Source organism: Ignavibacteriales bacterium (genome assembly GCA_026390595.1).
Lineage (GTDB): Bacteria > Bacteroidota > Ignavibacteria > UBA10030 > UBA10030 > UBA9647.
In genome coordinates this window covers 88,764-114,481 of record JAPLFQ010000023.1, presented here as the reverse complement: position 1 = coordinate 114,481, position 25,718 = coordinate 88,764, and the positions used below count along the sequence as shown (strand labels likewise).

Below are 25,718 nucleotides of genomic sequence, written 5' to 3'. Positions count from 1 at the left end.
CTCCCGTGGTGGTTAGTAGTCAATCTGGAGCGAGATGGTCCAGGATTTTGTGGTTGGGTTATTAAAGTAGTCTATTCCGATGCCGTTGCCTGTTCCCTGCAGATTGGTTTCAGGATCGTTGCCGGTGTAGTCCGTCCACAGGGCCAGATTGCGTCCCGTAACGCTGACGGTGAGGTTCTGCAACCCCAGGAAGTGAAGCGGCATGGAGTACGACAAGGAAACTTCGCGCAGCCTCACGTAGCCGGCATCTTCCACAAACTGCTCTGTTGGTCCGTTGAATCCGTTCGCCAGGCCGTTTCGGTACCAATCTTCATCAAGGATCACGTCCCCGGCGCCGAAATTCCCGATCTTTCCACGGAAGGAGACTGAACCATCGGCATTCGTGTAGTAGCGCTTCTGTGTGGTTGAGCCAGCGATGACTTTGGACGGTGTATTGCCAGCCCAGTTTTTCAAGGCCGCGGCCTGAGCAGAACTGATTGTGGTCCACATGTCCATGTCACCATGCGTGCCGTACGAATAGAGCGCGCCCTTTGTGCCATTCCATACTTTGCCGCCTTTCTTGATGTCGAGGACGACATTGAGCGCGAGTCTCTCATAGCGGAGAGTATTGATGAAACCTGCCCGCCAATCCGGATTCGGGTCGCCGAGAATTCCCGATGTGGCGTCGATCTGCGGAAAGCCGTTCGCGTCGAGCTTTATGGTTTGATCTGCATTCCGTGCCCACCTGGTGCCATACAGGATGCCTACGGGTTGATTCAGAATTGCGGAGGACGTGGAACCAACAAAGCCCGCCAAAGTGATAACGCTGACGCCGGCCAAATCTGTGACCAGGTTCTTGTTCTTGGACCAGTTGATGGTCGTGTTCCATGAGAACGGCTCGATGCGAAGCCACTCTGCCATTATCTGCAACTCTGTGCCCGAGTTTTCCAGTTTGGCTGCATTCGCAGTCTGCGAGGTATAGCCCGAAGTTGGAGCGACAGTTACGTTCAAGAGAGCATCGGTGGTCTTGTTAACATATTGTGTTACGCCTACTGAGAGACGATCGTTGAGGAAGCGGAGATCGAGTCCGAATTCCGTCTCCGAGGTCATCTCTGGCTTCAGAGTCGTATTTCCAAGCCTGGTTCCGCGGAGTGGAGCACCTCCGTATTGAATACCGCTCAACCCTGTCTGCCAACCGTTTCCGGGTAACGCGTTTCCAAAATACGTCTTGGTCACATAGGCTCCCGGCTGATTGGCGGCAGTTCCGTATGCGACACGGAGTTTGCCGTAGCTCAGAATGCCGTTGTCTTTGAAGAGAGGTACCTCAGTAAACTGCCAAGCGACGCTCGCGGAGGGATAGAAATACGACTTCGTTGCGTCCGCGCCGTAGGTGGAGGCACTCTCCAAACGACCCGTTCCTCGTATGAACACCTGTTTGTAGAGATCGAGGGTAGCTTCACCGAAGACCGCCGCCGATCGAATGATCGAGAATCCTTCACCCGGAGCATAGTTCAGCGCGTTGCTGAATGTCGCCGGAGCATCATAGAGAATGAAGGCGGTCGCATCGGTTGAAATCGAGTGGTTCTGGCGATGATCGATGTGGAATCCGAGCATCAGCGATCCGTTGATGTTCTCGTTGTAATCATATTTCGCCGTCCCCAGCAAATCGGAATTGACCTGGTAGTTCGTGTTGAATGATCGATACGTATCGCCAGTTGGATAACTTGCATCGCCGGGCGGGTACGTCGAGACTTCACGGTCAGTGTAGTAGTCGCCTCCAAGCCGGTAGACGAAATTCAACCACTTCATCGGGTCGTAGGTAAGCTCCACGGTGCCGAGCAGGCGGTCGGTGTTGAGCGTCGTCGGAATGTTATAAATGATGTAAAGGGGATTGTTAAACCCTGGGCCCAAAGCCGGGTTGGCGGACATATTTCTGAACGTCCGCTGAACCCCGTACGTGATTGCTCCCGTCGGCGAAACATAATCGGTCAGGTAGGGGCTCTGATTGAAATCTGGCGGGGTGCGAAGGCCTCCGAGGAGAAGCCCGGATACGTTCGACCCCTGCTGGATGCGGCTCGTCTTGCTGCGGACATACTGAGAAGTGATTTTGACAATAACGTTTTCAGTGAACCGCCGGGTGGCATTTGCCCGGATCGAAGTCCGTAGCAGATCTGAGTTCGATAGGATGATCCCCTGTTGGTTCAGTTGACTCATGTCCACGAGGAAATCACTCCATTCGTCGCCGCCGCGCAGGGTTACGCCGGCATCCACGGTGATCGGGTTCCGGAATAGATCAGTCGCGTGGTTGAAGACGTCTTTGGAGTTCTTCGTAACAATGGTCGCGTATTGATAGTTCGTTCGATCAAGAGCATCCGCGCCGCCGGCTCTCAACCAGATCGGGTCTCCCCACGAACGGACACCGTTGAACAAGAATGCCCCGTTTTGACCCTGTCCAAATTTCTGCTGCAGGGGGAACTCGCGCAGCAGCTGATCTCCGCTTGTCCGGGAACGGACAGAAATGCTCAGCTTCTTGCTTCCAGTCTGCCCTCCGGATTTTGTCGTGATAGCGATGACGCCGTTTGCAGCTCGTGAGCCCCACAGGGCCGCCGCCGCGGGACCTTTGTACACTTCGATCGATTCGATATTATCAGGATTGATATCGTTCACCCTCGACTCTGCGGCGACATATGCTGTTCCACCGCCGATCGATGTGCCGCTGAAGATAGGAACACCATCCAAAACGATCAGAGGGGAGTTGTTGTTGTTGAGTGATCGCACGCCGCGTAAGACGATTCTTGTTGCAGCGCCCGGGTCGCCCGTTGATTCGATGGTAGTAATGCCCGGTGCTTTCGCGGCAAGGCCTGCCACGAGATCATTCGTGCCGACGGTGGCAAGTGATGCAGCGTTGACGCTCGAAACCGAGACGCCCATCTTCTCGCGTTCGACTCGTGTGCCGATCGCCGTGACGACGACACCGCTCAGCGTAACGGCACTCGACTTCAATTTGATGTCGACCGCTGATGTCTTGTCGCTCTGCACCGCTACGGAAACTCGGTACTGCTCATAGCCGATGTAACTGACGACGAGCGTGTAGGGTCCGGGCAGTACATTTTGAATCGTGTACACACCTTTGCTATCGGATGCAGCGCCGTACGAAGTCTTCTCGAGGAAGACGTTCGCTCCGATCATGGCTTCGCCGGTCTGCGCATCGGTGATCGTTCCTTTGATCGTTCCGAGCTGCGCCAGAGCCACGGAGGCTCCCAACGCAAGCGCGATCAGCGAGACAAAAATGTAGCAAGATAATTTTCGCATGCTACCTCCCTTGTGGTGATGGTGGATTAGTGAAGCGTGTATCTCGGATTCAACATCTGATTGCTCTGGAATAGTGTGGAGCTGGATTCTTATTCTTGACAACACTCCGCTGCTCTGAGAGTGAATCTCCAATCGCTGCAATGTTCTGGGCGATATAGAGATTTCCCGCCACTACAATGAATGCGCGAGCTGCAGACGAGAATGTCTCATCGCTTCTACTGCGAAAAGAAGTGAGGTGAGAATATCAATACAACCTGCGCCATCCCCATCAACAAAATGGGAATGCCGCAACAGTTGCTCGATTCGACCTCAAAAACTGAACCGGATTATACAGGAAAATGTTTGGACGTGTTATCGTTCTTGGTTCGTCAAAATGAGTGATTGGGAATCTATCTCATCAAGACCACGGTAATTGCGAACTGACAACAGAGACGAAATGAAACAACGAGTAAGAAGGTGGACGAGGGGGAATCTGGGAAAACACGAACGTGCGAGCATGGTGGTGTTCGTGTTTGTGGGAGCGTCTCCTTCTGGCGGCTAAGTTAAGAGAATTTATGGAAATGTCAAGACGGATAACGCTTCGAGGGCTTCAGAACCCTAAGCCCCAAAATGATATGACTTTATGAAAATGACTGTATAGGCTACTGCAGCTTGATGATACCGTCCCGAAGGAAGTGCGCCTTGCGTACAAGGGACGATGGCTCTCTGGTTTCGACGCTGATGGGCACGGGTTCCTCTACAAAGTACGCCTCCAGATGCTCGCGAATACCGATGCTGTCCCGGGCGGGAATGGAAAAACTGATCGGAATCGTGAGCAAAGTGTCCGGAAATGAAGCCCATTGGAGCGAAATTGAGCCTTCAGTTGTCCCTGAAGCGTACGGAGAAGCTGCGTTGACCAGCTTCCCCTTCATTCCTGAATAGCTGACTTTGAGTTTGACGGGACGGTGTTTCATGTTCAGGTTCACAACGAGTTCCACCGTGAGCATGCTGTCCTTGCGCGCTGTCTGTATCGTCCGGACAATTCGGATCCATGGATCGGCTGGTAGAGAGAGTGAGCGCTCAAAGGTGACCTCAGTTGTCTTCCCTGCGATGGTCGTGTCGATGCCGGCGAAAGCGAGATGCGTGCCGCCCAGGTACTCAGGACTCCGGACAGAAAGATTACCGCGTGTCGAATCCAGATTGAAAGATTGTTCAATCCGGACCGATGGCTTCCACTCCTTCGAATAGGAATTCTCCTGCAGGAGAAAAACCACCATGACAACGAAGAGCGCAGCCGCGATAATCGCAGCGGTCCGCTGCTTCAACGTCTTCAACCATAGCAGGTCTTTCGCCGAGTCGAAGTACACCGCTGCAAATCCGAGTAGAAACGGAAATGCCCAGATCGAGAAGAAGAGGATGTAAGAAAGGACCACCAGACTATTGACCACGGGTGTGATCTCGGGCTGCGCATGCATGAACCGCGCGAGGAAATCAAACGTCTCTGTGAAAAGGAGTCGAAACATGAAATGGGGCGACAGGAGCCAGAATAGCAGTTTCAACATCGGCTGTCGCACAATCATTGCCAGGCCGAGCAGGAAAAGGGCCGTGGCGGGGTAGAGCGCAAGTTTTGCCGAGCTGAGCGATGCCAGCACAACAAAGAGCACAAGAAAAACAAACGCGCGGAGATAGTACGAGTAAGCATCGTGGCGGAGCCGGAGTTTTGGAGAAAGGCGGAGTGAAAGCCAGATTCCAAGGCATGCACCAAGAAAGGCCAGAACGTAATAGCCGTTGATGTCGGTCATCCACGGATATCGAACTCCTTTGAGAAGCGAAACAACATTTTCAGAAAGCCAGACACAGACTTGTATGATGATCATCAGGAGGAACAGCTTGAGCCCCGGGACCTTCGGTCGCATAGTCCCCTCGTAGAATTTCCTCCGCCTCCGCACGAGAATCAAGGCTGCAATAGAAACAGACACTGAAACGAAGATGAAAGTCCAGAGAGCCCAGATGGGGACAAAGAAGGGATATGAACCGGTTTGATACAGGAAATACCTTCCCGTTTTTTCTTCCGGAACGCCGCCATCAAATCTCTCCACCAGCTTGTAGATCAAATCTCCCGAGCGCTTGAGTCCGCTTACCTTGAAGTTATCGAAGTTGTCCTGCGGCGTGTGGATGGGATCGCGGGCATCCGAGGTGAAATCAATTGCCGGAATATCCTTCTCGAGAAAAGGTTCGTGGTCTGAACCCACGCCTCCTCCGGGCATGGCACCCATGAAGACGAAGAAATCAGTTGGAAAATGGAGGCCTGTCTGTCCGAGCCTGGAGAACTCCTCATACGAAGCTCGCACGAGCCACTCCGGTGCGCTGCGCCCGCCGGCGTCAAGTGTGGGAAAAAGAAGTGGAGACCCGTTCGCCATGTCCACCTGGAGCATCAAAGCGACCCGATTCAAATCGGGAAAATGCTCCACAAAGTACTTCGATCCCTGAAGTCCGGCTTCTTCGCCGCCGAACAGTGCAAAGACGATCGTCGATTCATTCACCCGTTGGGAGAGGACCCGCGCCAGTTCCAGTATCACTGCGCTTCCCGAACCGTCATCGTTGGCGCCCGGAACATCCGGATCGGCGGAGTCCATGTGTGCCCCGAGGACGATGATCCGGTCCGTCGCTCCGCGCAGAACGCCGACAGCAACCCCGCTTTGCGTGTTCGTGGGAGTGCCTCCCCGAAAGCCCGGATATTCTCTCATAGGCATGATGTACGCCTCATGGAGCCCGAATTCCCGAAACTTGCTGAGAGCGAATTCCATTCCCCTCCGCTCATTCGGCGAACCCATCGGACGTGCCCCGATATCGACCGAAATCGTGCGCAGATATGCCGCCGCGCTGTCTGTTGAAAACGGTGTCTGCGTCTGAGCCCACGCAAGGGAGACGGAAGCGAAAAGCAGAAGGAAGGAAGAAGTTCTTCTTGTCATAACGTCCTGGCTGGTCTAAGATTCGATTTCATGCGCTGCAACAAATTCGGGAGAATTTCTCCTGCCACTGATAATTACCAATTGGCAATTTAACCGATCTCGATGTTCTCCGAAAGATACTTCTCAAAGAAGTCCATAATCCTCTGCTCGTACTCGCTCCCGCCGACATTGAGCAGGTTTGTGTGATCGCCCTGATGAACGAGCAGCAGTTCCTTCGGCTGATTCGCGTTGTCATAAAGCACCCGGGAATACTCCATACGAATCTTTGTATCGTCCGTTCCGTGAATGAACAGAACCGGTTTGCGGACGTTTCTCACGGCGTGGATTGGCGAGACATACCGGGCCTTGAACCCGGCGAGTTTCTGTGACCGGCTCATCGCCAGGTTGCGCAGGAAATGCCAGGGCAGTTTGATGATCCGTTTCTGGTAGTCTACCATCACCGTCCGAAGGTCCGTGAAACTTGCCTCGGCAACAATGGCGTCGATTCTCGAATCAACTGCAGCAGCCTGCAATGCCACCGCGGCTCCCATCGATGTTCCGAACACCCCGATCTTTCCGATCGTGGCGTCAGTGCGCGAGCACAGATGATCAAGAACAATCGAGAGATCGCGCTTCTCATGATAACCGTAGGTGCAGTAGGGACCCTCGCTGATCCCGTGCCGGCGGGAATCATAGAGGAAGACGTTGAAGCCTCTCTCAAAGAACAACCGTGCATAGGGAACCCCGCCGATCATGCAGTCACCCACCCCGTGCAGATAGATGATCGTGCCCCGTCCGTTCCCCGGCTGGCGGACAAACCAGCACCTGAGCCTGAACCCCTCTTGTGTGGACAAGACGAGGTCTTCCTGTGGAAGTCCCGCGTCACGTGGTTCGAGGAGATCGGTAAATGTGCCGTACCAGGCGCGCGTCCGGAGATGGGGTTGAAGAACCAGGAGGGGGCCGAAGACGAAAATCGTCGCCGCAGCTGTAATGAGGAACAGCAGGGCGAAAAGGAGCAGCGCCAGGAGAATGGACATGTGCTGCAGTCCCGGATCTCGTTGTTGGCAAATGGAATTCGAAGTCAATATAGAGAGGGCGTCGCTCGGATGCAAGGCGGCGCCCCTCATTTTGATGTGATACGATTTACGCGTACTTTTGAAGCAGACACACTCCGAACCCCTGACGGACACTCAATGGCGCATGATCTGAAAATCGCGTTGGTTCACGACTGGCTCACCGGCATGCGCGGAGGTGAGAAGGTGTTGGAAGCGATCTGCGAACTGTATCCCCGTGCACCGTTGTTCACTCTTCTTCACAACAGGGGGAGCGTTTCACCCGTTATCGAGGAGAGGGAGATTCATACGTCGTTCATCGACCGTCTTCCATTGAAGACAACGCAATACCGCAACTACCTTCCAATCTTTCCAGATGCGATTGAATCGTTCGATTTCTCAGGATATGACCTCATTCTATCGACAAGCCACGCGGTCGCCAAAGGAGCGCGCCCCTCGCCTGGCGCCCTGCACATCTGCTATTGCCACACTCCGATGCGGTATGTGTGGGAGTTGTATGACCAATATTTCGGACCCGGGCGGGCGGGTTTTGTGACCCGGACTGCAATGTCGTTTGTCGCTCCTCGTCTCCGACGTTGGGATGTTGCCACCAGCAGCAGGGTGAGCGCTTTTGTTGCGAACTCACGCCATGTTGCTGAGCGCATTATGAAATACTACCAAAGAAGTTCGGATGTCATCTATCCTCCGGTCAATGTGGATCAATTCTCCATCTCCAGGGAGGACAAAGGCTACTATCTCATTGTCAGCGCTCTCGTACCGTACAAGCGTGTAGATCTCGCGATAGAGACATTCAAGAAATCCGGTGAGAGGCTGCTCGTCGTTGGGACGGGGCCTGAGTTGTCCAGGTTGCGATCTCTTGCCCCTGGCAATATCGAGTTTCTCGGATGGCGATCGGATGCTGAGTTGGCAATGCTCTATGCCGGGTGCCGGGCGTTGATTTTTCCCGGAATAGAGGATTTCGGTATCGTCCCACTCGAGGCGATGGCCAGCGGCAAACCCGTCGTTGCCTTCGGTCAGGGAGGAGCACTGGAAACGGTTGTCGATGACCCACTTCGTGGGACAGGTGTCTTCTTCCATGAGCAAACTCCAGCCGCTCTCGAAGAAGCCCTCGTGAAACTCCGCACCCGTACAATTGATCCGGCTGAGATTCGCAGGCATGCCGAACAATTCAATCGGAGCATTTTCAAGGAGAACTATCGCAGATATGTTGAGCAAAAGGTGATCGCTCTTCAGGTCCGGAGGCCCTGAGAAAACACTCCCCTCACAGCTGTTCATCATTTCGTTCTCATCCCATCATCGCTGTAACTGCAATAATTCCTTTGACTTTTGGGCACGTTTTGCATAAATTATCAGTCCAATTTTATGATTTTGCCCCGATTTTACCTGTTTTTCTCTCCCGTATGAGTGGGAGGGCTCCCCTGAGCAAGAGTTGCCCCGGGGTGCATGGTCGAGAAGATCGTGCCAGACTCGAGTGGAGTGCAGAGGCCAGATGTCGGGAGACCAGCATCATAGATCAAAAAAGGTACGCTACGATCTCCTGCTCGTACCTCGTGATGATGCAGGGAAGGCAAAATCGTTGCGGCTCGCTCCTTGGCAATTTTATGCCCTGATCTCCGGCACGCTCGTCTTCGTTGTCGCAATCGTTCTGGGACTACTCGTGTTCACGCCCGTGGGAACTCTCATACCCATCGAGAACCCGGGACTCGTGAATCGGTACAGCAAAGAACTCGTTTCGCTCAACGAACGGATGACCGCAGTCCTCCAGGAATTGATCCTCCTGAGGGAATACAATGCAAGGTTGCGCAACGCGCTGGGAGAGAGAGCAGTGGTGACGGATTCTGGTGTAGCGATCGTTGGCAACTCAAAAACCGAAAAGCCTGACACACGGAAAAAGGAAGATCGGGCGCAGAACCTGCCCGACATCGTCCGTCCGGCAGCGACAAACTCGATCGCCGCTACTCGATCGGTTCAGTCTGCTCCCTCGGAGAATACCCGGATCGTATTTCCGGTCATCCTGCCGACATCAGGGTACATTACGGGGGGATTTGACGCCTCCCGACGACACTACGGACTGGACATTGCGGGAAGTGTCGGAGCGCTGGTCAATGCAGCGGCTGATGGATTCGTTGTCTTTTCAGGGTGGACGAGTGATGATGGAAACAAGGTCATTCTCTCGCATCCCGGCGGGTTCCTGACGTTCTATAAGCATAATCAGTCCGTGCTCATAGCGATGAATGCGCACGTGCGGCGCGGTGAACCGATCGCATTGCTTGGGAACTCGGGCGAAACAAGTGCGGGACCACATGTTCACTTCGAAATCTGGCGGGACGGCGTGCCTGTCGACCCGGCCAACTTCATCCTAAACCTTAACTTCTGAAGGAGCTACGGCTCTGAAAACTGATCCGGTCAAAGAACTCAATCTGATTGGCCCGGGAACCGTCGTCGAAGGGAAGATCCGCAGTCAGGGTAATGTTCGCATCAGGAGACATCCGCGCGTCGAGGCTGGTGATCGATGAAGGGTGCCTGTTCGATGGAAAAGTGGTGATGACGGAGAAGACTCAACTCTACGAAGCCCGTCACTGAGCCGTTTGACTGTCGGAGAGGGCGCAGCATGACGAAGGAACCGAATTCCGCTGGACCCCGCAAGCCTGAGCAACCTACCGACCAGACGCTCCGCGAGGTCGCTCCCTATTTGACAATGGGGATCCAGCTTGCAGCAGCCATCGTGGTGTTCTTCCTGATAGGCTGGTGGCTGGATACCCGGTACGAAACGTCGCCGATGTTCAAATTGATCGGCCTGGGCTTTGGTGCGATCGGCGGATTGATCAAGTTTCTGAAATCTGCAGTGGAACTCGGAAAACAGGAAAAGTCTGCGAACGCGAAACCGTGAAGATCGACTGGGCATTCTTGAAGCTTGTGTCATATTGTGTCTTCGGAGTGGTTGTGCTTGTCGTGCTTCCACTCTCGCTGTACTCCAGCAAAGAGATTGTCCGGAGTGTCGTTGCCAGCGGCGCCGCGAGCATCGTTCACCTTCTGCTTGGATATGCCTGTATTGAGGCTGGATTTGAAAAATCCAACACGACGTTTCTCAAGATCATTCTTGGCGGAACGTTCGTACGGATGGGCTTGCTCGTCGGAATTGTGTTTGTGCTCGTTCGGGTCTATGAGTTTCACACGGTTTCGCTGATGATCTCGTTCTTGTTGTTTTTTGTGCTGAACCTGGTTCTTGAAATTCACCTTCTCCAGAAAAAAGTTGCTCTCAAACGCTAATCTGACATCGATGGTAGATCCAACAGCAGCAGCAGTTGATACAGCCCGGCACGGTGCGGTGAGTGTGGTTGATACCGCGTTGGCGGCCGTAGCAGACAGCGCCGCTCAGCACGGTGAGGGTTTTGCGTTCGGACACCTGCTGGACCACATGAAGAACTCGGGGGAGCTTGAGCTTCCGTGGGGTCATGTGGAACTGCCCCATGGTCCTTCGTTCCAGATCGGTGATCTGACGATCGACCTTTCAATGTCGAAACACGTCTTCTTTCTTCTGGTCGCTGCGGTTATTGTTGCAGCCATGGCAATCTATGCAGCCAGAAAGAACCGGAAGAGCGTCGTGCCGAAGGGCGTTGGAAATCTCCTTGAGGTCTTCATTCTGTTCATACGGGATGAAGTGGCGGTGCCCAATATGGGCCCCGGGGGTCTCCGCTATCTTCCCTTCCTGCTGACCCTTTTCTTTTTCATCCTGATCATGAATCTCCTCGGCCTGATCCCGTACGGTGCGACGTCGACATCGAATATCTCGGTCACCGGCGCCTTGGCTTTTATTGCGTTCATCATGATTCAGGTCGCGGCAATACGCGCGCAAGGGGTCACGCACTACGTCGCTCACCTGACAGGCGGCGTTCACTGGGCGCTCTGGCCAATCATGATCCCGGTGGAAATACTCGGCTTGTTCACAAAGCCCTTCGCTCTGTGTATGCGTTTGTTCGCGAACATGAACGGAGGCCATATCGTCTTGCTGGCGCTGATCGGGTTGATCTTGCTCTTTCGGTCGGCAGTTCTGGCTCCGCTCCCCGTGCTCTTCAGCGTGGGGGTTCTCATGCTTGAGCTGTTTGTCGCGTTCCTGCAGGCATACATATTCGTCATGTTGACATCGCTCTTCATGGGCTTTGGCATGCAAACTGAACACACTGAGGAGCATGCTGAGCAGTCTCACTAAGTTCGAAAGAAAACTCTGCACTATCTGAACGACCTATTCAATCAGGAGGAATACATACAATGGGAACATTTGCACTAGCGTATCTTTCAGCGGGTATCGGCGCCGGTCTCATCGTTATCGGTGCGGCGTACGGTATCGGCAAACTCGCAGCAGCCACGATGGAAGCCACCGGTCGACAGCCCGAAGTTGCGGGACAAGTTCGGACGGCCATGATTATTGCCGCAGCTTTGATCGAGGGCGCAACGTTTTTTGGCCTGGCGATCTGCATCATTCTTGCCACGTTGAAGTAACCGGGGACGACAGTCCATGTTTGATATCAATCCAGGGTTAATGGTTTGGACGGTTGCCACGTTTGTGGTCCTTCTCATCGTTCTGTCAAAGTTCGCCTGGAAGCCGCTCCTGCAGTCGCTCAAAGATCGTGAAGATACGATCCGTCAGGCGCTCGAGATGGCTGAAAGGGCCCGTGCGGATGCCGCGGAACTCTTGAAGCAGAATGAACTGAATCTTGCGAAAGCCGAAGACGAGTATCAGAAGATCATTCGGGAAGGAAAGGCGTTCGCAGAGAAGCTGAAAGAGGAAGTTGTCGCCAAAGCTCATCAACAGGCACAGCGGGAAATCCAGCATGCGAAGGAGGAGATTCAGCGGGACGTCGATGCTGCCAAGCAGCAATTACGGACCGAGGTCGCCGACCTGGCAGTGCTGGCTGCTGGCAAGATTCTCGATGAGACGTTGGATGCGGCGAAGCACAGGAAGATCGTCGACAGCTTTCTGAATCAACTCCCCAATAGCTAAACGAGTGCTCAGGGGTTGCGCGGAGGTGGTTTGTCCGGAGAGGCGATCGTCGCTCGAACTCCATCTCAGTGTCATCTCGACGGCGGGCAATCAGGAAATCTATGAGTGCATATCGTGTTGCGCGGCGCTACGCAGAGGCCGCATTGGAACTTGCCGAGGAACAGAAACAGGGCGAACGCGTTGCAGACGATCTTGAAGTCGTCTGGAAGGCGATCAGAGAGTCGCGCGAGTTTCTGGCGTTGCTCAAGAGCCCCGTCATCTCGAAGGAGAAGAAGCGGGCGGTCCTGAGCGCGGTCTTCAAATCCCGCATCAGTGCACTCTCATTCGATTTCCTGAACATGATTGTCGAGAAGGGGCGGGAGGATGTGCTGGGAGACATCATCGGCGAGTACTTCAAACTTCGCGATGACCGGCTGGGCATCGTCACGCTCGAAGTGCGGGCTGCGACGGAGCTCTCCAAGAGCCAGCAGCAGTCAATTGTGAAGCGGTTTGAGGAGATAACGCAGAAAAAAGTGCGCGTGGCCTTCAGCATCGATGCGCAGCTGAAGGGCGGTTTCGTCGCCAGAGTTGGCGATACAGTGTATGATGGCAGCGTTCAACGGCAGCTTGAGCTGCTCCGTGTCCGCTTCGCCGAAGGGATTGGCCGTACTTAGCAGGCCGTTTCGATAATCAGACTTGACCAAGAGGAAATCGTATGCCAGAAGTGAGACCTGATGAAGTTTCTGCAATACTGCGGAAACAACTCTCCGGTTTTCAAAAGGAAGTTGACGTGTATGACGTGGGCACCGTGCTCCAGGTTGGAGATGGTATCGCCCGCGTCTATGGCCTGTCCAAGGTTATGGCGAGCGAACTCGTGGAGTTCCCGCATGACGTGTTTGGCATGGTGTTGAATGTCGAAGAGGACAATGTCGGCTGTGTGCTGTTTGGCGAAAGCAGATTCGTGAAGGAGGGGGACATTGTCAAAAGGACAAAGCGCCTTGCCTCGATGCCGGTGGGAGAGGAGATGCTGGGACGGGTCGTGACGCCGCTTGGTGAGCCGATTGATGGAAAAGGGCCGATCAAGACAGAACGGTTTCTGCCACTGGAACGAAAGGCGCTTGGTGTGCTGCAGCGTCAGCCTGTGAAGGAACCTCTGCAAACCGGCCTGAAGGCTGTCGATGGCATGATCCCCATCGGACGTGGCCAACGCGAGCTGATTATCGGAGATCGGCAAACAGGGAAGACCGCCGTCGCACTCGATGCGATCATCAATCAGAAGTACACGCACACGGAGAAAGCAAAGAGCGAAGGGATCAAGCCGGTCTTCTGCATTTATGTCGCTATCGGTCAGAAGGGTTCCACGTTGGCGCAGGTGGTAAGCAAGCTGGAAGAGTTTGGAGCGATGGAGTATACGACCGTCATCCAGGCCACGGCAAGTGACCCCGCTCCTCTGCAGTTCATTGCTCCGTACGCCGGCGCAACGCTTGGCGAGTTTTTCCGTGACAGCGGACGACACGCTCTCGTCATTTACGATGATCTCTCGAAACATGCCCAGGCATATCGCCAGATGTCCCTGCTTCTGCGCCGCCCTCCTGGACGCGAAGCCTATCCGGGCGATGTGTTCTATCTCCATTCTCGTCTGCTGGAACGGGCCTCCAAGCTGAACGACAATCTTGGCGGCGGAAGCCTGACCGCTCTCCCGATTATTGAAACACAGGCAGGCGACGTCTCTGCGTACATTCCGACAAACGTCATCTCGATTACCGATGGACAGATTTACCTCGAATCGAGCCTGTTCAACTCTGGTATTCGCCCTGCGATCAACGTCGGCATCTCGGTTTCGCGCGTTGGCGGTAATGCGCAGATCAAAGCCCTGCGGAAGGTCGCCGGACGTCTGCGCCTCGACCTCGCCCAGTACCGTGAACTGGAAGCGTTCGCGAAATTCGGCTCTGACCTGGACAAAGCAACGCAGCAGCAGCTTCGCCGGGGTTCCCGTCTCGTTGAGTTGCTCAAGCAGGGGCAGTATGTGCCGATGCCTGTGGAGAAGCAAATCGTGGGAATTTTCGCCGGCACAAACGGATATCTTGATGCAATACCGATGGAAGATGTGATGCGCTATGAACGCGAATTGCACGAATTCATCGAAATGAAGTACTCTGATATCTATGTGACGATTTCCGGAACGAAAGAACTTTCCGATGTTACGGCGGCCAAACTCCACGAAGTCCTGAAGGAATTCGCCGGCAAGTTCAGGACCTCTGGGAAGGCTGCATAACGCAATGTTCTTCAAACGTGTCGGGTACTTGTGACGCATGGCAACACTTCGCGAAATACGACGGCGCATCTCTGGTGTTAAGAATACCCAGAAAATCACCAAGGCTATGAAAATGGTCGCGGCTGCCCGGCTGCGACGGGCACAGGAAGCGATCATCTTTGCGCGCCCGTACGCAAGAAAGCTCGGCGAGCTCCTCCGCCATCTCGTTACGAAGGTGGACGTCAACCTCAATGCCCTCCTCGTCGGCCGGGAAACAAAAAACGTCCTTCTCATCGTCATCACTGCCGATCGCGGTTTGTGCGGATCTTTCAACAGCAATATCATCAAGGCGGCTGTCAATCAGCTGAAGACGTACTCAGGCCTTCAAGCACGTGTGCTCACAGTCGGGCGAAAAGGAACGGACTTCTTCGGTAAGAGAAATTTCACGGTCGTGTCCAAGTATCCCGGCATTTTCACCGACCTCGATTTCAGCGATGCGCGGGAAATTGTTCAGGAAATCACCGAAGGGTTCCTCAGGGGAGACTACGACAGGGTTGATGTGATCTACAACGAATTCAAGTCGGTCATTCAACAGAGGATCGTCATCGAACAGCTGCTTCCTATTCCACCGGAGGAGACGAAATCGTCGAAGGATCTTCATTCCCTGTCGCAGGTCGACTATATTTACGAGCCGTCGAGCGTGGAAATCGTCAATGCGCTCATTCCGCGTCACCTGAATTTCCAGATGTGGCGGATGCTCCTTGAGTCAAATGCCGCTGAACAGGGAGCCCGGATGACGGCTATGGACAACGCTACGGAGAACGCGAAAGAGCTTATCCGTGACCTCACGCTCAAGTTCAACAATGCACGCCAGGCATCGATCACCAAGGAACTGCTTGAAATTGTAAGTGGCGCTGAAGCGTTAACCAAAGCAGGCTGAGTGCCTTCCCTGCCGGGGTTGAGGGAAAAGAGCTAAAGAAATGCTTGAAACCGTTGCCGCGATCACCGGGGCAACGGTTTTTTGTTGACCGGGACCCTGTCTCGGCCTGCCTGCGTGCTCCACAAATGCCTTGATTGGCTGTCTTTTTTTCGCTACTTTATAGGCCCTTAATTTTGAGACCTCTGGCTTACGAAATCTCAATTGGCGGGGAGATTTCGGCAGTTTTGTCAGGCAGAGAGGGTTAGTTTCGATGTTCGAAAGCCTTAGTCAGAAGCTTGAATCGGTCTTCAAGAAACTGCGCGGAGAGGGGCGGATTACCGAGGCGAACGTCGCCGAGAATCTCCGTGAGATCAGAAGAGTTCTTTTAGATGCGGACGTCAATTACAAGGTCGCCAAGCAGTTTATCGACGACGTCCAGAAGCGGGCAATTGGTCAGGATGTCCTGAACAGTATCACCCCCGGGCAGTTGATCATCAAAATCATTTATGATGAGATGGTCAAACTACTCGGCGAGTCGAAAGCTGAGATCAGAACGTCGCAGACTCCCCCGACCGTGGTTCTCATCGCAGGCCTTCAAGGCTCGGGGAAAACCACGTTTGCGGCAAAGCTCGCCGGGTATCTGAAGAGCAAAGGGAGCAATCCCTTGCTGGTTGCAGCTGATGTGCATCGGCCGGCTGCCATTGACCAGCTGATGACGCTTGGAAAGCAGCTGGACGTCCCGGTCTTCACGGACCGGGGTCAATCTGCAGTCAAGATCGCCGGCGACTCGATTGATTTTGCGCGAAAGAATATTCGCGATACAGTCATCATCGACACCGCTGGCCGCCTGCACGTCGATGAAGAGATGATGCGGGAAGTGGCCTCGATCAAGGAGATCACGAAGCCGCACGAGATTCTGTTCGTCGTCGACGCAATGACCGGACAGGACGCCGTGAATACGGCGAAAGCGTTTCACGACCGTCTCAATTTCGACGGCGTGGTGCTGACGAAGCTCGATGGCGATAGCCGCGGCGGCGCTGCTCTCTCGATTCGCTCGGTTGTTCAGAAGCCGATCAAGTTTATCGGCATCGGCGAGAAGCTCGACGCGCTGGAACCGTTTTATCCGGAGCGCATCGCGTCCAGAATCCTCGGCATGGGTGACATTGTCACCCTCGTTGAGAAGGCGCAGCAGCAATTCGATGAAGAGAAGGCGGTCAAGCTCGAGGAGAAGCTCCGTAAGTCGCAGCTGACGCTGGAAGATTTTCTCGAGCAGCTTCGAGAAGTGAAAAAGATGGGTCCCCTGAGCCAGGTCCTCGGGATGTTGCCCGGAATGAATCGTATTCCAGCCGATGTCCAGGTCGACGACAATGCCCTCGTGCGGATTGAGGCGATGATCCAGTCAATGACGCAGGAAGAACGCCTCCGGCCCTCCGTCATCAATGGCAGTCGTCGAAGGCGCATCGCTCTTGGGAGCGGAACGACGGTGCAGGAGGTGAACCGCCTGTTGAAGCAGTTCGATGAAATGCAGAAAATGATGAAGCGATTGACCAGGGGGGGTATGAAGCGTGCGATGCAGGGGATGCGACTCCCGAACCGCTAGAAGGCTCCATCGATTCATTACTTGAAATTCTAAGCTTGAAAATCGAAACTTTCATCTCAAACCTACGAGGAGTTATACGGTGGTAAAGTTACGCTTGCGAAGAGCCGGAAAAAAGAAGCATCCGATCTACAAGATCGTTGCTGCGGATATTCGTTCTCCCCGCGATGGCCGCTTCATTGAAGCCGTGGGGCAGTACGATCCGAACATGAATCCGATATCCCTTTCTGTGAAAGAGGAGCGGGTGTTCTATTGGCTGAAAAAAGGTGCACAGCCGACAGACACCGTGCGATCGCTTTTGCAGCGAAAGGGAGTTTGGCTGCGCTGGTCCTTGATGCGGCGTGGTGTCGATGATGCCAAGATGCAGGTTATCGTCGAGAAATGGCAGATGCAGCAGACCGAGCGTGCGCAACGCGAAGCTGATCGCAAAAGCCGCCGGGTTCAGAAGAAGAAAAAGGCAGCGGAAAAACCGGCAGAGGCTGCTCCGGTCGCCGCAGCCGAACCCGCTCCGCAGCCCGCGGCCTAAGCTGGGCGTGAAGGGGAAGGGAAACTTCCCCGGCGATAGGTTCGACAGAATTTCTTCCCACGATGTTTAAAGGGTGAGTGCTTTCGTACGCAATGTGCAAGGCCCTGTCTTTTAATCAGGAGGTGGATCATGAAGGAATTCGTGGAATACCTTGCAAGGCATCTCGTTGATCATTCTGATTAGGTCGTCGTGGAGGTGGAAGAGAAGGAGGACAAGACGATCTTCAAGCTCAGAGTAGAGCAAACGGATGTGGGGAAACTCATAGGAAAGAAGGGACGTACGGCGTCGGCTTTGAGAGTGCTCTTGCGGGCAGTGGCCGCGAAAGAAGGGAAAAAAGCCGTGCTCGATATCATAGGCTGAGCATGGTTTTCGGAACACTGAATCACGGAGACGTTTTCTGATGGTTGCTGTCGGAAGAATCACCAGAAGCATAGGTCTCAAGGGCGAGCTGAACGTCTCACTGCTCACCGATACCTCGCAACGCTTCGAAAAACTGAAAACAGTCTGGATTGGAATTGATGAGTCCCTGGCGGTGAAACATGCCGTCACCGCTGTGAGAGTGACACGCTCGGCGGCCGTTGTGAAGTTGAAGGGGGTTGATTCTCGCACCGCTGGAGACTCGCTGCGGAGCCAGTTGGTTTTCATCGCAGCAAAAGATGTGGTGATGCCGAAAAAGGGTTCGTACTTCATCCACGACATTGTCGGGATGAGCGTTGAAACGGAATCGGGTGAACCAGTCGGGACGGTGCAGGAGGTGATGCAGCTCCCCGCAAACGATGTGTGGGTTGTGGTGGAGGGGGAAAAGGAATTCCTGATCCCGGCGATCAAAGATGTTATTCGGTCAGTCGATGTGCAGCGTCGGAAAGTGGTGATTCGTCCGCTGGAAGGGTTGTTGGAGTGATGCGCATTGATATCGTGACAGGCGTGCCCAAGCTCCTCGAGAGTCCGCTTCAAGAGAGCATCATCCGGCGGGCTCAGGACAAAGGAAAAGTTCAGATCGTCGTTCACGATTTGCGGGAATTCGCACACGACAAACACAAAACCATCGACGACACACCGTATGGCGGAGGGGCCGGCATGATTCTGAAGCCGGAGCCGCTCTTCGAGTGTGCCGAGAGTCTGCAGCGGCAGCGGGTCTATGATGAGATAATTTTTCTGACTGCAGACGGCGAAACGTTGAACCAGCGTGTCGCCAATGATCTCTCGCTGAAAGAAAACCTCATGCTTATCTGCGGGCACTACAAAGGGGTGGATGAGCGTGTGAGAAAGTCGCTGGCTACGCGGGAGCTTTCGATCGGCGATTTTGTGTTGACGGGCGGAGAACTTGCGGCGGCAGTGGTGGTCGATGCGGTTGTTCGTTTGGTGCCGGGCGTTCTCAATGACAGCGAATCCGCGTTGACTGATTCATTCCAGGATGGTTTGTTGGGAGCACCGCAGTACACACGACCGCCTGAGTATCGCGGCATGAAGGTCCCGGATGTTCTGCTGTCGGGAAATCACTCCAAAATCGAAAAGTGGCGCCAGAGCCAGAGAGCGGAACGGACACAATCCCGTCGCTCGGACTTGTTGAACAAGAATTCGTAAAACAGAGACACGTTACCAGCTGGGAGAAGCAACAATGGATAAGATGAAACTCATCGAAGCAACACAACTCAAATCGGACAGGCCGGCATTCAACCCGGGTGATACGATCAATGTTCACGTGCGCGTCGTCGAAGGCGATAAGGAACGCATCCAGCAATTCCAGGGTGTCGTGATCAGCAGGCGCGGCGCAGGCTTGAATTCAACCTTCACCGTCCGGAAGATTTCTGATGGTGTTGGCGTCGAACGTATTTTTCCCCTCCACTCACCCCGGATCGCCAAGATCGAACGGGTGAAGGAAGGGAAAGTCCGTCGCGCGAAGCTCTACTACCTGCGAAAACTTGCTGCGAAACAAGTCACGCAAAAGACCAGTGCCTGAGGTTGAAAAGAACGTTCTGGGGGTTCCAGATGCGTCCTATCTTTACCCCTTGCTCTATGGCCTGAGAGGATCGACCGACAACGTTGAACTTCTTGTCGATCTTCCATCTCAGCTCGCGGTCAAATTTCAACAGCGCATCGGTCCCATCCGATGCGCTTTTTTATCCCCTATCGATTATGCCCGCCACGGTGCCGACTATGTGATAGTCCCCGGCGTCGGCGTGTCGTCATCTTCCCGGTCTGATACCGTTCAGTTGTTCGTGAATCCGAATGTGCGGAATATCCGTTCGATCGCCATCGACATCCGGGTGACGTCGGAGATCATCCTGGCAAAGATCATTCTCGCCGAAAAATTCCCGAATGAAGCTTCTTTCAGCGATCCCATCCAGTATATTCCGATGTTCCCGAATCGGGAAGAGATGCTCCGTAAGGCCGACGCCGCTCTCATCGTCAATTTCCATCCGCAGTCCTTTCCGGAAAGTCGGCCTTTTGCCATCGACCTCGTGGAGGAATGGCATGACTTGACCGGTCTGCCGTACGTCCACGGCTTCTGGGTTGGCTATGATGGCTCCGTGTCGGCGGAAACTGTAGAGCGATTGGCGCAGGCGAAGGAGCAGGGTATCACCCACCTGACTGAAAGTGCCGAACTGCTCTGCGCCGAGCGGAAGATCTCTCGAGAAATGGGCAAGGAATACCTTGCCACGTTCTCCTACGGCCTCGGTGAAACAGAACAAGCGGGTTTGTCGGAGTTTGTCCGGTACGCATACTTCCACGGAATCCTCCCTGACGTTCCCGACGTGAACTTCTTCGAAGAACCGATCCCTCCGGCCCAGTCTGTGAACTGATCCACACAGCTGCCATGGAGGTCGAAGCACAGCCTCCGCGTTCAACCTTGTGACTCCTGTATTGAAATCCCCCTTTTTTTTGCTACATTTCAGCCTAACGAAGGCACGGACCATTGCTCAAGACTCTCCTCATCAAGAACTACGCCCTTATCGAAGAGGTGGAGGTCGAATTCGAAAGCGGCCTCAACATCATCACGGGCGAAACGGGCGCGGGCAAATCGATTTTGATCGATGCCTTGAGCCTCGTCCTTGGAGATCGCGCAAGTTCAGACGTGATCCGCAAGGGAGCCGAGAAGGCCGTGGTTGAGGCGCTCTTCGGAGTTTCGGGAAATCGACGCGTGAAGAGTTTTGTCCAATCTCAGGATATCGAAGTGAATGAGGACCTGATCCTGAGACGCGAGATATCCGCCAAAGGTCACAACCGATGCTTTGTCAACGATTCGCCGGTGACGCTGTCTGTGATGCAGTCGCTCGGCGATCAGTTGGTCGATCTCCACGGCCAGCATGACCATCAGTCTCTCTTGCGTGCAGAGACTCACATCGATCTGCTCGACGACTTCGGAGGCCTGGCCGGCTTGAAAGAAGAATACGAAGCGTGCTACCATCAGCTCACTCAGCTTTTCGGCGAGCTTGAGGATCTTCAGTCAAAGGAACGCCAGCTGCGTGAGCGCAAAGATCTCTATGAGTTTCAGATTCAGGAAATAGATGCGCTGAATCCACAGCCTGGCGAAGAGGACGCGCTCGAAGCGGAATTGCGGATTCTTGAGAATGCCGAGAAACTCTTCGAATCCACATCAAACCTGCATCAGCTGCTCTATGAAGGAGAACAGGCGGTCTACGATCAGCTGGTTCTGGCCCGCAACCAACTGGAAGACCTCTCGAGAATCGACAGAGCCTTTGAGGAAATCAGGAACGAATGCGCCTCTGCCGTTGCGATCATCAGTGAAGTAGCGAAATTTATCCAAAGCTACAACTCGAAAATTGAATTCAATCCCGACCGGCTGGAGCAAATCAGAGACCGGTTAGGCAAGCTGGCGCTATTGAAGAAGAAGTACGGAGGTTCGCTCGACGCGGTCATCGAACATCGAACGAACATCGGGGCGGAATTTGCGTTGGCAGAAAACTTCGAGGAGGAAATCCGAAAGCTGAGAGACCGCATTGAATCCGAGCGGCGCACGTGCTCAGCAGCCGCGCAGCGATTGTCATCCAAACGGCGCGAACATGTGGGGAAGATCAACGGCTCAGTTACATCGGAGTTGGCAAAGCTCGGGATTGCAAATGCCAGATTTGATGTCAGGATCGAAAACAAGGCGATGGGGAAGGCCAATGGGTCCGCGAATCCGTCCCGCGCCTATGTCAAGCTTGGCAGGGAGTTTTTCGAAGCGACTCCCAAGGGAATCGATCTCGTCGAATTCTACATCTCGGCGAACCTCGGTGAGGAATTGAAACCGCTTGCAAAGGTCGCATCCGGTGGTGAGATCTCGAGGATCATGCTAGCGCTCAAAACCATCCTGGCGAAATCCGAACGGCTGCCTCTCCTCATTTTCGATGAAATTGACGTGGGCGTAAGCGGCAGAATCGCCCTCGCTGTTGGAAGAAGCCTCAAGAGTCTGTCACAATTCCATCAGCTCGTGGCAATCACACATCTTCCTCAAATTGCCGGTCTAGCAGATACGCATTTTGTAGTCGAAAAATCAGAGCGTGACAAAAGAACGCGTACACGTCTCCGGAAGCTGGAATTGGAAGAAAGGGTAGAGGAAGTCGCAAAACTCATGAGCGGAACAGAGGTAACAGACGCCGGCCTTCAGGGCGCGCGTGAGCTTATGGGGTTGACACGTATATAATCCGCTTGCACTAACAACGAAATATTTATCGGATATGTCACTTCAGGTATATAATACGCTCTCGCGGCAGAAGGAAGACTTCAAGCCGCTTCACGAAGGTCGCGTTGGAATGTACGTATGCGGCCCTACGGTCTACGGTCACTCCCACATTGGACACGCGAAGAGCTACGTCTCGTTTGATGCAATCGTGCGCTACCTGCGTTATGCTGGCTACAAGGTCTTGTATGTCCAGAACATCACCGATGTTGGACACCTGACAGACGATGCAGACGCTGGGGAAGACAAGATCGAGAAACAATCGCGGCTCGACCGCGTTCACCCGATGCAGATAGCAGACATGTTTACGACGAGTTACTTCGAGGATATGGACGCGCTCGGAGTTCTGCGTCCAGACATAACTCCGCGTGCGTCCGGGCACATCATCGAACAAATAGAAGTCGTGGAACAGCTCGTTCGTAGCGGATTTGCGTACATCGCCAACGGATCGGTCTATTTTGATGTCACTAAGTTCGCAGGTTACGGAAAACTCTCGGGCAGGAGTGTCGAAGATCTCGAGGCCGGTGCACGAATCGATGTGAATCCGGAAAAAAGACATCCCGCTGACTTTGCTTTGTGGAAGAAAGCTGAACCGGAGCATATCATGCAATGGTCAAGCCCATGGGGGAAAGGATACCCCGGCTGGCACATTGAGTGCTCGGCGATGTCGATGAAATACCTTGGAGAGAGTTTCGATATTCACGGTGGAGGACTTGAGAACCAGTTCCCTCACCACGAATGCGAGATCGCACAAAGCGAGTGTTCCACGGGAAAGCCGTTCGTGAAATACTGGATCCACAACAACATGGTGACGGCGAACGGACAGAAGATGGGCAAATCCCTCGGGAATTTTGTAAACCTGAAGGATGCATTCAAGAAATTCGACCCGCTCGTCGTCCGGTTCTTCATACTCCAAAGTCACTATCGCAGCACGCTTGATTTCAGTGACGACGCTGTGACCGGTGCGAAGGTTGGCCTCGAGAAACTTCTCAACACCGTGCGGAATCTTAGGGAGGAAATCTCGAAGCCTGCAGCCGCGGATCGCACGGCCGAAGCGACGGTAGATCTGCAGCACTACGAGACCCGGTTCGTCGGGGCAATGAATGACGATTTCAATACGCCGCAGGCGATCGCTGTCCTCTTTGATCTCTCGAGGGAGACAAACGCACTGCTGAGCCTCGAGGAGAAGTTCACAATCGAATCGCTTCGGCGGATAGAGAAATTCTTCATGACTTTCGGCGGGTCTGTCTTGGGCATCCTCTCGTCCCAGTCCGCTTCCTTGACGTCTGGCGATGTGGCATTGGAAGCTGATCTTACCCAACTTCTCGTCGATCTTCGCACGGACGTCCGTGCTCAGAAACTCTGGCCGCTTTCTGACAAAATACGCGATGGCCTCAAAAAGATCGGAATTACGATCGAAGACAAGAAAGATGGAACGGTGTGGAGGAAAGGCTGATTTCTCCACGGTCTAAACCTTCATTCATGCGAGGGACACATTGAATAGGAAAATCACTACAATCGTCTTCGCAGCGCTGCTCGTGCTTCATTGTGCCCGGGGTCAGAGCAATGCAGGCACGTCTGCGAATATTGAACCGACGATGATCATTGACAAGCCCACAGCCGGCATGTTACACCGTGGCAGCTACTACGCGAGTGCCGGTTTCTTCGAGCAAGGTGGTGTGCTGTTCGGCGTCTCAGTCGGACTGATTGATCGATTCAACTTCGGCATTTCCTATGGGGGAACTGATATTCTGGGTACTAACAAACCGAAAATGAACCCCTATCCCGGAGTCAATGTCAAGATCCGGGTTCTTGACGAGAGTTCTGCGGCGCCTGCCGTCGCAATTGGTTTTGAGTGGCAGGGACGCGGACCGTATCTTGAAGATCTCAAGCGTTACGTCAATAAATCCCCGGGCTTCTATGCCGTAGCCAGTCAGAATTATTCAATACTTGGGAATCTCAGCGTCCATGGTGGATTGAACTTGTCGACAGAGAGCGGAGATGGTGACAAAGACCTCAACATTTTCTTCGGAGCTGAAAAGAGCCTTGGGCGTGACATTTCTCTGCTCGGAGAGTATGACCTTGGGCTGAATGATAACAGCGCAAATGCGATTGGTCGTGACCGCGGACGCGGCTACCTGAATCTGGGAGTGCGTTGGAGTTGGGGAAAAGGGCTTGTCCTTGGGGTCAATATCAAAGATGTCCTCAAGAATCAAGGCGATATTTCGGTTGGCAACAGGACTCTGCAGCTCGAATACGTGGGAGCTTTTTGATGTTCCAACGTGTGTACACTACTGCATCTCGGTGTTGACAATTGTATATACTGAGCGGTCTCAATCGCACAAGAAACCCCAATTTTCGCCTGAGATTGGGGTTTTTTCATAGAGTTGGTGGCACCAATGTTGCTCGAATTCATTAGAGAATACGAAAGAAAGGTGGATTCATGAAACCCCCAACCAAGCTTCTAGCGACAGTGGTGTCGATGTTCGCACTCTCTCTTTTCTTGTCAGGGTGCTACACCCAGCTTGCCACAACGCGAGATGACGACCAGGGTTCCTACACATCGAAGCCCGAAAGAACACGACTGAACGAGCTACAAGATACTACCGATGCGGACCAAGAATCGTATTATGACGACTATGACCAAATGCATGGCCACTATCGGGTTGGCTTCGGGTACTACTATCCTTCCAGTTGGTACTGGGATGTTCGTTTCGGTGATCCCTATTACTATGGGTCGCCCTACTACGGCGGAATGATGGGATATCCGGGTTACAACGGGTATTGGAACAACTGGAATTCATACTATGGCGGATATGGATACGGTTACGGATATGGTGGTTATGGATACAATCCATATGGATCCTACAATGGATATCCGTACGTCGTGTACGGGAGTGGAAGGCCTACACAGACAAGGAACGCAGGCTACCGTCGCACTGGCGGCACAACCCAGGTTGGAGGATACGTGGGCGGAGACGGAAGATCACCGGGAAGTTCGCTCAGTGTACCTCCGGCGAGCCGTCGATCAGGCAGCCAGGGTGGTAGTTCAGTCGCACCGGCTACACGACGGAGCGAGGCTCCATCGGGTCGTGCGTCGCGAAACTATAGCTCGCCATCGGGTAGCAGCGGACGTGGTACTGCCGCGCCGAGCCGGTCGGCGACCCCGAGCGCAAGAACAGCCCCCTCCGGCGGCGGAAGCCGGAGCCCTGAGGGCAACACGAGGAATAGTGGAACAAGCCGAAGCAGGGGATACTCGGAAGCTCCGGCATCTGGCTACTACAGGACGGAAGCAGGTTCACAGAGGGGGAGTGCCACATCGTCTTCTCCGCGCACTTCACCGGCTCCTTCATACTCGCCGCCTCCATCATCGGCACCTGCTTCTTCAAGCCCAGCACCAAGCTCTAGCGGAGGCAACGGAGGAAACAGGAACAGTGGTTCAACTCGCAGTGGCCGGAATTAA

23 protein-coding genes and 1 pseudogene are annotated in these 25,718 nt (G+C 53.9%); 21 read left to right on the top strand and 3 right to left on the bottom strand.

Going from position 1 to position 25,718, the window contains the following annotated elements; genetic code table 11:
• Positions 1-12 precede the first annotated feature (12 nt).
• From NTU47_12735 to NTU47_12725, 3 genes are all read right to left on the bottom strand, one after another.
• Positions 13-3,291 carry a SusC/RagA family TonB-linked outer membrane protein gene (locus NTU47_12735; GenBank protein ID MCX6134672.1) on the bottom strand — a complete coding sequence of 1,093 codons (3,279 nt, stop codon included), beginning with the start codon at positions 3,289-3,291 and terminating at the stop codon, positions 13-15.
• Between the two features lie 641 nt (positions 3,292-3,932).
• A complete protein-coding gene (locus NTU47_12730) occupies positions 3,933-6,242 on the bottom strand; it encodes a M28 family metallopeptidase (protein ID MCX6134671.1) in 2,310 nt (769 codons plus the stop codon).
• A gap of 89 nt (positions 6,243-6,331) precedes the next feature.
• On the bottom strand, positions 6,332-7,258 hold the full coding sequence (locus NTU47_12725; GenBank protein MCX6134670.1) for an alpha/beta fold hydrolase: 927 nt from the start codon (positions 7,256-7,258) through the stop codon (positions 6,332-6,334).
• 156 nt (positions 7,259-7,414) lie between these two features.
• On the opposite strand from NTU47_12725, the gene NTU47_12720 reads away from it, so the two are divergent.
• From NTU47_12720 to NTU47_12620, 21 genes and pseudogenes are all read left to right on the top strand, one after another.
• Complete coding sequence (locus NTU47_12720) at positions 7,415-8,542, top strand: glycosyltransferase (GenBank protein ID MCX6134669.1); 1,128 nt, start codon at positions 7,415-7,417, stop codon at positions 8,540-8,542.
• A 241-nt stretch (positions 8,543-8,783) separates the two neighbouring features.
• A complete protein-coding gene (locus tag NTU47_12715; protein ID MCX6134668.1) occupies positions 8,784-9,671 on the top strand; it encodes a M23 family metallopeptidase in 888 nt (295 codons plus the stop codon).
• A gap of 234 nt (positions 9,672-9,905) precedes the next feature.
• Positions 9,906-10,184, top strand: a complete 279-nt coding sequence (locus NTU47_12710) for an AtpZ/AtpI family protein (protein MCX6134667.1) — start codon at positions 9,906-9,908, stop codon at positions 10,182-10,184.
• Positions 10,181-10,564 carry a hypothetical protein gene (locus tag NTU47_12705; GenBank protein MCX6134666.1) on the top strand — a complete coding sequence of 128 codons (384 nt, stop codon included), beginning with the start codon at positions 10,181-10,183 and terminating at the stop codon, positions 10,562-10,564. The genes NTU47_12710 and NTU47_12705 overlap by 4 nt, the downstream gene beginning before the upstream one ends.
• A 10-nt stretch (positions 10,565-10,574) precedes the next feature.
• Positions 10,575-11,504, top strand: a complete 930-nt coding sequence (gene atpB, locus NTU47_12700) for a F0F1 ATP synthase subunit A (protein ID MCX6134665.1) — start codon at positions 10,575-10,577, stop codon at positions 11,502-11,504.
• Positions 11,505-11,563: 59 nt separating this feature from the next.
• The gene (gene atpE, locus NTU47_12695) at positions 11,564-11,794 is read left to right on the top strand and encodes an ATP synthase F0 subunit C (GenBank protein ID MCX6134664.1); all 231 of its coding nucleotides are present in this window, start codon (positions 11,564-11,566) and stop codon (positions 11,792-11,794) included.
• A gap of 16 nt (positions 11,795-11,810) precedes the next feature.
• Complete coding sequence (gene atpF, locus NTU47_12690; GenBank protein MCX6134663.1) at positions 11,811-12,296, top strand: F0F1 ATP synthase subunit B; 486 nt, start codon at positions 11,811-11,813, stop codon at positions 12,294-12,296.
• Between the two features lie 101 nt (positions 12,297-12,397).
• Entirely contained in the window at positions 12,398-12,949 is a 552-nt protein-coding gene (gene atpH / locus NTU47_12685; protein MCX6134662.1) for an ATP synthase F1 subunit delta, read from the top strand.
• 41 nt (positions 12,950-12,990) lie between these two features.
• Positions 12,991-14,550, top strand: coding sequence for a F0F1 ATP synthase subunit alpha (atpA, locus tag NTU47_12680; GenBank protein MCX6134661.1), 1,560 nt, complete (start codon positions 12,991-12,993; stop codon positions 14,548-14,550).
• A gap of 37 nt (positions 14,551-14,587) precedes the next feature.
• A complete protein-coding gene (gene atpG / locus NTU47_12675; protein MCX6134660.1) occupies positions 14,588-15,469 on the top strand; it encodes an ATP synthase F1 subunit gamma in 882 nt (293 codons plus the stop codon).
• Between the two features lie 250 nt (positions 15,470-15,719).
• Complete coding sequence (ffh, locus tag NTU47_12670; protein ID MCX6134659.1) at positions 15,720-17,048, top strand: signal recognition particle protein; 1,329 nt, start codon at positions 15,720-15,722, stop codon at positions 17,046-17,048.
• Positions 17,049-17,127: 79 nt separating this feature from the next.
• Positions 17,128-17,361: pseudogene (gene rpsP / locus NTU47_12665) on the top strand (30S ribosomal protein S16).
• 405 nt (positions 17,362-17,766) lie between these two features.
• Positions 17,767-17,931, top strand: a complete 165-nt coding sequence (locus NTU47_12660) for a KH domain-containing protein (GenBank protein MCX6134658.1) — start codon at positions 17,767-17,769, stop codon at positions 17,929-17,931.
• Positions 17,932-17,971: 40 nt separating this feature from the next.
• Positions 17,972-18,472, top strand: coding sequence for a ribosome maturation factor RimM (gene rimM, locus NTU47_12655; GenBank protein ID MCX6134657.1), 501 nt, complete (start codon positions 17,972-17,974; stop codon positions 18,470-18,472).
• Positions 18,472-19,155, top strand: coding sequence for a tRNA (guanosine(37)-N1)-methyltransferase TrmD (gene trmD, locus NTU47_12650; protein ID MCX6134656.1), 684 nt, complete (start codon positions 18,472-18,474; stop codon positions 19,153-19,155). Before rimM ends, trmD begins: the two co-directional genes overlap by 1 nt.
• 34 nt (positions 19,156-19,189) lie before the next feature.
• A complete protein-coding gene (gene rplS / locus NTU47_12645; GenBank protein MCX6134655.1) occupies positions 19,190-19,531 on the top strand; it encodes a 50S ribosomal protein L19 in 342 nt (113 codons plus the stop codon).
• The gene (locus NTU47_12640; GenBank protein ID MCX6134654.1) at positions 19,524-20,375 is read left to right on the top strand and encodes a hypothetical protein; all 852 of its coding nucleotides are present in this window, start codon (positions 19,524-19,526) and stop codon (positions 20,373-20,375) included. The genes rplS and NTU47_12640 overlap by 8 nt, the downstream gene beginning before the upstream one ends.
• 113 nt (positions 20,376-20,488) lie before the next feature.
• A complete protein-coding gene (gene recN, locus NTU47_12635) occupies positions 20,489-22,219 on the top strand; it encodes a DNA repair protein RecN (protein MCX6134653.1) in 1,731 nt (576 codons plus the stop codon).
• A 34-nt stretch (positions 22,220-22,253) separates the two neighbouring features.
• Positions 22,254-23,711, top strand: a complete 1,458-nt coding sequence (cysS, locus tag NTU47_12630; GenBank protein ID MCX6134652.1) for a cysteine--tRNA ligase — start codon at positions 22,254-22,256, stop codon at positions 23,709-23,711.
• 40 nt (positions 23,712-23,751) lie between these two features.
• Positions 23,752-24,528: a YjbH domain-containing protein gene (locus NTU47_12625; protein MCX6134651.1), complete on the top strand. Its 777-nt coding sequence runs from the start codon at positions 23,752-23,754 to the stop codon at positions 24,526-24,528.
• 170 nt (positions 24,529-24,698) lie between these two features.
• Positions 24,699-25,718, top strand: a complete 1,020-nt coding sequence (locus NTU47_12620) for a hypothetical protein (GenBank protein ID MCX6134650.1) — start codon at positions 24,699-24,701, stop codon at positions 25,716-25,718.

Coding starts and splice junctions, on each gene's coding strand:
- NTU47_12730 (MCX6134671.1), bottom strand. CDS start 6,242: ATGACAAGAAGAACTTCTTCCTTCCTTCTGCTTTTCGCTTCCGTCTCC.
- rimM (MCX6134657.1), top strand. CDS start 17,972: ATGGTTGCTGTCGGAAGAATCACCAGAAGCATAGGTCTCAAGGGCGAG.
- rplS (MCX6134655.1), top strand. CDS start 19,190: ATGGATAAGATGAAACTCATCGAAGCAACACAACTCAAATCGGACAGG.
- atpG (MCX6134660.1), top strand. CDS start 14,588: ATGGCAACACTTCGCGAAATACGACGGCGCATCTCTGGTGTTAAGAAT.
- NTU47_12715 (MCX6134668.1), top strand. CDS start 8,784: ATGTCGGGAGACCAGCATCATAGATCAAAAAAGGTACGCTACGATCTC.
- atpH (MCX6134662.1), top strand. CDS start 12,398: ATGAGTGCATATCGTGTTGCGCGGCGCTACGCAGAGGCCGCATTGGAA.
- NTU47_12620 (MCX6134650.1), top strand. CDS start 24,699: ATGAAACCCCCAACCAAGCTTCTAGCGACAGTGGTGTCGATGTTCGCA.
- cysS (MCX6134652.1), top strand. CDS start 22,254: ATGTCACTTCAGGTATATAATACGCTCTCGCGGCAGAAGGAAGACTTC.
- atpB (MCX6134665.1), top strand. CDS start 10,575: ATGGTAGATCCAACAGCAGCAGCAGTTGATACAGCCCGGCACGGTGCG.
- NTU47_12725 (MCX6134670.1), bottom strand. CDS start 7,258: ATGTCCATTCTCCTGGCGCTGCTCCTTTTCGCCCTGCTGTTCCTCATT.
- atpA (MCX6134661.1), top strand. CDS start 12,991: ATGCCAGAAGTGAGACCTGATGAAGTTTCTGCAATACTGCGGAAACAA.
- atpE (MCX6134664.1), top strand. CDS start 11,564: ATGGGAACATTTGCACTAGCGTATCTTTCAGCGGGTATCGGCGCCGGT.
- ffh (MCX6134659.1), top strand. CDS start 15,720: ATGTTCGAAAGCCTTAGTCAGAAGCTTGAATCGGTCTTCAAGAAACTG.
- atpF (MCX6134663.1), top strand. CDS start 11,811: ATGTTTGATATCAATCCAGGGTTAATGGTTTGGACGGTTGCCACGTTT.
- NTU47_12735 (MCX6134672.1), bottom strand. CDS start 3,291: ATGCGAAAATTATCTTGCTACATTTTTGTCTCGCTGATCGCGCTTGCG.
- trmD (MCX6134656.1), top strand. CDS start 18,472: ATGCGCATTGATATCGTGACAGGCGTGCCCAAGCTCCTCGAGAGTCCG.
- NTU47_12710 (MCX6134667.1), top strand. CDS start 9,906: ATGACGAAGGAACCGAATTCCGCTGGACCCCGCAAGCCTGAGCAACCT.
- NTU47_12720 (MCX6134669.1), top strand. CDS start 7,415: ATGGCGCATGATCTGAAAATCGCGTTGGTTCACGACTGGCTCACCGGC.